General features: G+C 51.5%; 4 protein-coding genes and 2 pseudogenes. 3 read left to right on the top strand and 3 right to left on the bottom strand.

Annotation, left to right across the window (positions count from 1 at the left end):
• Nucleotides 1–183 precede the first annotated feature (183 nt).
• Entirely contained in the window at nt 184–840 is a 657-nt protein-coding gene (locus ACMX3H_RS16205) for a fumarylacetoacetate hydrolase family protein (RefSeq protein WP_415211558.1), read from the top strand.
• Between the two features lie 132 nt (nt 841–972).
• The gene (locus tag ACMX3H_RS16210) at nt 973–1,422 is read left to right on the top strand and encodes a YcgN family cysteine cluster protein (RefSeq protein ID WP_415211559.1); all 450 of its coding nucleotides are present in this window, start codon (nt 973–975) and stop codon (nt 1,420–1,422) included.
• A 327-nt stretch (nt 1,423–1,749) separates the two neighbouring features.
• Here the strand turns inward: ACMX3H_RS16210 and ACMX3H_RS16215 are convergent, their stop codons facing one another.
• Both ACMX3H_RS16215 and dsbB read right to left on the bottom strand, forming a co-directional pair.
• On the bottom strand, nt 1,750–2,556 hold the full coding sequence (locus ACMX3H_RS16215; RefSeq protein ID WP_415211560.1) for a hypothetical protein: 807 nt from the start codon (nt 2,554–2,556) through the stop codon (nt 1,750–1,752).
• 712 nt (nt 2,557–3,268) lie between these two features.
• Nucleotides 3,269–3,781: a disulfide bond formation protein DsbB gene (dsbB, locus tag ACMX3H_RS16220; RefSeq protein ID WP_415211561.1), complete on the bottom strand. Its 513-nt coding sequence runs from the start codon at nt 3,779–3,781 to the stop codon at nt 3,269–3,271.
• A 317-nt stretch (nt 3,782–4,098) separates the two neighbouring features.
• Between dsbB and fadR the strand changes: the two are divergent.
• Nucleotides 4,099–4,806 (top strand): annotated as a pseudogene (fadR, locus tag ACMX3H_RS16225) (fatty acid metabolism transcriptional regulator FadR); the annotation flags it as partial.
• A 69-nt stretch (nt 4,807–4,875) separates the two neighbouring features.
• Here the strand turns inward: fadR and ACMX3H_RS16230 are convergent.
• Nucleotides 4,876–5,973 (bottom strand): annotated as a pseudogene (locus tag ACMX3H_RS16230) (SpoVR family protein); the annotation flags it as partial.
• Nucleotides 5,974–6,104 lie beyond the last annotated feature (131 nt).

A 6,104-nucleotide genomic window follows, 5' to 3' on the forward strand; every position in this document is an offset into this window, starting at 1 on the left:
ATATAGTGCAAAAAAATCATTTTCTGATCATTTTTTGCAATGAGTCCAGAATCCTTAAAATCGTTGTAAGCCCCGCCAATAAAGGGCTTACGACTAATCCAACGTTCCCTTTGATAGTCCAGAAATGCTTGCCACCCCACATAACAGCGTTAAACAGGGTGTTAACGATTGCAGGAGAGAGCAATGTATCAGCATAGAAATTGGCAGGGCGCACTGTTGGACTTTCCGGTTAGCAAGGTGGTGTGCGTCGGCAGCAACTACCGTAATCATATTAAAGAAATGGGCAGCGCCACCCCCAGTGAAGCGGTGCTGTTTATCAAGTCTGAGACTGCGCTGTGCGATATTCGTCAACCTATTGCTATTCCTACCGATCGGGGAGAAGTACATCATGAGGTGGAGCTGGCTATCTTGATTGGCGCGCCGTTGAAACAGGCTAACGAGCAACAGGTCTCTCAGGGGATTGCCGGCGTGGGCGGGGCGCTGGATTTGACGCTGCGGGATCTGCAGGCGCAGTTTAAAAAAGCAGGGCAGCCCTGGGAAAAGGCAAAAGGTTTCGATGGCGCCTGTCCGATTTCGGGGTTTATTCCGGTGGCGGAATTCGGCGATCCCCAGCAGGCGGATTTGACGCTAACGGTTAACGATCTCGTTCGGCAAACGGGCAATACCCGCGACATGATCCATCCCATCCTGCCGCTCATTGCGTATATGAGCCGTTTCTTTACTTTGCGTCCCGGCGATATTGTACTGACGGGCACGCTAGAGGGGGTCGCGGCGCTTAAGCCCGGCGATGCGCTCACATTAAGCCTGAATCAGCATCAGCTGAGCACGCGGATCATTTAGCGCCTGATTTTAAGCGCCCGGCCCGCGCGGCCGCTTGGCGTCGGCCTTGCTCCCGCGCCGAAAACAGTTGCATCCGGGGGGAGGGGAAAAGCATTATATAACGCCCCCTTGATTCACGTAACGGAGACCACCATGCCTGAACGCCTCTTTTGGCAGACCAAAACCCTGGCTGAAATGTCCGATGAGGAGTGGGAGTCCCTGTGCGATGGCTGCGGGCGCAGCTGCCTGAATAAATTGATCGATGCGGATACGGATGAAATCTATTTCACTAATGTCGCCTGTAATCTACTCAATTTAAAAACATGCCAGTGTCAACATTATACCAACCGATTTGCCTATGAGCCGGCCTGTATCAAGTTGACCCGGGAAAATCTGGCTACCTTTGACTGGTTACCCCCCACTTGCGCTTATCGGCTGCAGAGTGAAGGCAAACCGTTGCCCCACTGGCATCCTTTGCTGAGCGGTTCTAAGGCCGTGATGCACGGTGAGCGTATTTCGGTCAGCCATATTGCGGTCCGGGAAAGCGACGTCATCGACTGGGAAGACCATATATTGAATAAGCCTGATTGGGCCAAGGGATAAACGCAGCACGCACGGGGGCTTTCACTCACGATGAGATCGGGCTATCCCGCGCGAAAAGAGGAGAGGGTATTTTCGCTGTGGCTCGTAGCCTGGGGCACTCGTCAGCATCCGGCCTTTGACACGACTTCTCTGATAACGCGGCCTCACGTCATAACGAGTTTCGACAGTATGGCTGATGGGTGTCCGTTTATGCCGCCGGCACGGGCCTCCGCTGGGCTTGAATAAATCGGTGCTGCATGCTGCAGGGATGTTTCAATGCGGCCGTTGGCGCTAAATCACACCGTTTTGCGTTTTTTTGCTGAGGTGACATCAGTGTAAACTGTTGCATCATTGGTAAGGGCGCCCACGACTTTCATTATAAGCGGACTGGGGCTCGGTACTATCAGCGCTCGATAAATTTCCTGCTCCCGCAGGCGCACTGGTTCGTTTATCAACACTTGTCTGCCTGCTTTTTCTGATTAAATGGATCTTTTTACTCAATAAATTACTCTGAAAAAGTAAGCCATCCCGCTGGCGCAGGTAATCATAATGCGCATTCATGTTATTGACCAGTCTGGCGTAGACCATATTGATCTCGCCTTCATTTATCTCGGTTTGTAAGCACAACTGTTGTAGCCGTTCGATGTCTGCAATCGCCTCATTTCGCCATAAGTTGGCATTATTGGCCGCGATATTGAGAGGGACACTCCAGCGCTCCATTAATTTTAGGGAGGCTTTTTCCGGATTGGATGTTTGGTCAATAGCCTTTAATAAAGAAAAGATATTGTCAGGGAATCGATGCTCATTCTTTATTCCTGCTGGCCGAACAGCTTTCGCCTGCGGTGTTTCCATGCAACATTCTCCTTCATGATGTTGTGGTGAAACAGGAATATTCCGCTGCTGTTCTTCCGGTGCCGCCTTGTGTTCCTCCCTCGCTCTCTGCGGCATCCTGCTTTGCTGAAAGCCTCTGGTCCGAGGCCTGTGCGGGTGTGATGTATTCGATACCGCCTCTAACTTATCCTTGCGGTTCATCATCGTCAGAAAGAGGGTTTGGCACACGGGCCGTTCTGTTAACGTTGCATCTGAATTATGGGTTTGGTCATGTTTTGTCTTTTCGTTTATTAAGCTTATCGTGCTATCTGGAATTGTATTCATATTCTTCCTCTTGTTATGGTCTCGGTAGTTGAGATGAACAAACCAAGCGCTATTGGAGCCATGATACCTTTTTCGGATAACAATAACGTAAACAGCCGACGCCAGGAATTGATTAATTGTGCAAAGACTTATTAATGTCATGCTTATTCCATTCATAAGTAATGCGTAGCAATAAATACATTACATAAACATGCTGGAAAATAAAGAGAACGGTGCCGTCATGGCGTTGCAATAATCATTATCAGTTTAAGATTGTCCTTGGCTATAATACTGTGGGTCATAAATAAATGGGTTGCGGGTGAAGCAGGTATTTATTACTTCCTATGTATCCTGCCATTGCTCAACGCGCCATGAGCCAGTAAAGTGGTATTGACGCTTAACCTCTGAATATCACTCTCTGTTGATAAACACGTCATGCACTGCGCGGGGGGGGGGGNNTAACAATAAAATGGAATACGGTTAATACAGGGGTGTTATAAAAGCCGGCAATTGAAAGACGTCTTACCGGTAAAAGACGGCACGGAAGCGCCGGGGTTAAACACGTTCGATCTCTTTTTGACGGTTAATGGCGCAGGCGCATTGTGAAAACGAAATGAAAAAGGCCGTTGTTTTAGTCATTCGGTGATAAAATAGGCAGATGATTTTATCGTTGCCGCGAGGCGATCGTCGGCGCATGACGGCGTGGCGACGCCGTCATGCCCTCATGCCGCCATCAACGGGAAAAGAGGTCGCGTTTGCGCGGAGGGAAGAACTGCGCAAGCAAAATGATCGCCGCTACCGCCAGATAAGCGCCGAAGATGACAATCATCCACTGTGGCATCTCCAGCGACAGGAAATGCCATTGGCGGACGGCGCAATCGCCGCTGGCGCTAAAGACCGACGGCAGCCATGCGGGAAAATTCACGAAAAAGTCACAGGTGACGAAGGGGGAGGGATGAAGTTGAATATCGGTATGTTTCATTGCCAGCAGCAGGCCTTGCCAGGCGCTATAGAGCCAAATCGCCAGACCGGCGAAACGCAGCGGCGTAGCGGGCGCGATGGCGCCTACCAGGCCGGCGGCAACGACGCCGTACAGGGCGCAACGTTGATAGATACACAGGACGCAGGGATTAAGCAGCAATACATGCTGAAAGTAGAGCGCGCCCAGTTCCAGCGCGAAGGCGGTCAGTGCCAATAGTAACCAGGCTGCACGATTTTTGGAGCAGCGGTTTAACGATTGCATCATAGAGGATTGTCCAGAGCAGTTAGTAAGTGGCGTGAAACGAGCATTCTAAATCAAAAAACAACAGACACCAGCGACTTTTCCGTTGACGGCATCCCAGAGCCCGCGCTGTTTTACTATTATTGAAGTTACCCCCCGTGCCCGGCGCGAAAAAAGCGGTTCTTTTGGTTGCCGATAGTCATAAGCGGGAGATGGCTTATAGTCTGCCGGCGGCGGGCAAGGTAAACTAACTCGCTTGTTCATGATTAAGTCACCGCGCCCGCTCGCGAGGGAGGGTGATAGGCATGTGAATTGTTAGAGTTGCTATGGAACAAACGAATATGGTCATCAAGGCGCAAAGTCTTGCCGGTTTCGCGGAAGAGTTTCTGATTGAAAGCATCTGGAACAATCGCTTTCCGCCTGGCTCCATCCTGCCCGCGGAGCGGGAGCTTTCCGATCTGATCGGTGTCACCCGCACCACGCTGCGGGAGGTGCTTCAGCGATTGGCCCGTGACGGCTGGCTTAAAATCCAGCACGGCAAGCCGACCCGGGTGAATAATGTGTGGGAAACGTCCGGCTTGAATATCCTGGAGACGCTGGCGCGGCTTGATCATGACAGCGTGCCACAGCTCATCGATAATCTGCTCTCGGTGCGCACCAACATCGCCGCGATTTTTATTCGTCTGGCGGTGTCGCTGTATCCTGATAAAGCACAGGCGGTGCTCTCACAGGCTGCGGCGGTGGACGATAAGGCGGAAGCGGATAAGGCGGATGCGTTCACCGAATTGGATTACCGCATTTTCCACGGCCTGGCGTTTGCCTCAGGCAATCCCATCTATGGCCTTATTTTTAACGGCCTGAAGGGGCTTTATTTACGGGCGGGGCGCTATTATTTCACTAATCCGCAGGACCGCGAACTGGCGCGCAATTTCTATAGCCAACAAGCGACGCTATGCCGAGCGGGGCTTTATGATCAGGTCATGGAGCTGGTACGCCGCTACGGTAAAGAGAGCCGGGATATCTGGGGCGCCATGCAATCCGCGATGCCCAAGATATCGTGGGGATTTGACCTCGGCGAAGGCGCCGCCCTAAGCCGGACGGCGGCCGTTCGGGGGGCATCAGAGCGGCGGCTGGCGCGGCGGACAGCGCTCGATAAGCTCGACATTGCCCTCGTCGTTAACCTGCTCCATATAGACATCAAAGCTCCATAACCGATGAATATGCTTCATCACTTCTCGGCGGCTTTTCGCCAACGGCGCGCGGTTTTGCGGCGTGTAACGCACCGTCAGCGACCGATCGCCGCGCAGATCCACATTCCAGATCTGAATATCCGGCTCCAGATTGCTCAAATTGTACTGGGAAGAGAGCTCCTGGCGTATCGCCTGGTACCCTTCTTCGTTATGGATGGCCGCGATTTCAAGATAGTTGTTGTGATCGTCGTCGAGTACCGTAAAGAGGCGAAAATCTCGCATCACCTTCGGCGATAGGAACTGACTGATAAAGCTTTCGTCTTTGAAGTTGTGCATGGCGAAATGCACGGTTTCCAGCCAATCGCTGCCGGCGATATCGGGGAACTAACGGCGATCTTCCGCCGTGGGCGATTGGCAGATGCGCTTAAATCCTGGAACATGGCAAAACCCAGCGCATAGGGGTTGAGGCCGCTGTAATACGGGCTGTTGTACGGCGGCTGATAGACCACATTGGTATGGCTGTGCAGGAATTCCAGCATAAACCTATCGCTGACTTTACCTTCATCATACAAGTGATTGAGAATGGTATAGTGCCAGAAAGTGGCCCAGCCTTCGTTCATGACCTAGGTCTGTTTTTGCGGATAAAAATACTGGCTGACTTTGCGCACGATACGCAATATTTCCCGTTGCCAGGGCTCGAGCAGCGGCGCGTTTTTCTCCATGAAATACAGCAGGTTTTCCTGCGGCTCCAGGGGATAGCGTAAGCGCTGTTCCGTCACTTCCTCTTTTTCTTTGTGCGGCAGCGTGCGCCACAGTTCGTTGACCTGACTTTGCAAATGTTCTTCCCGGCTTCTTCTGGCGGGATTTTTCTTCCTGCAGCGAGATCTTTTGCGGGCGTTTGTAACGGTCGACGCCGTGATTCATCAGCGCATGGCAGGAATCCAATAATTGCTCCACCTGTTCAACGCCATAGCGCTCTTCGCTTTTGGTAATATAGTTGCGGGCGAAAATCAGGTATGTAGCGATGCAAAAGATTCTGGACTAATTTGCAGTCAATTCTGGACTCCTTTGAACTCTAAAAAATGGCTATTTTGGACAGTCCAGAATTGTTTGCAAAAACACAGGAGCACTTCATTTATTTTGAATGCTTGAACGGT

It is taken from the genome of Sodalis sp. (in: enterobacteria), from assembly GCF_047607725.1.
Classification (GTDB): Bacteria; Pseudomonadota; Gammaproteobacteria; order Enterobacterales; family Enterobacteriaceae; genus JBLKSS01.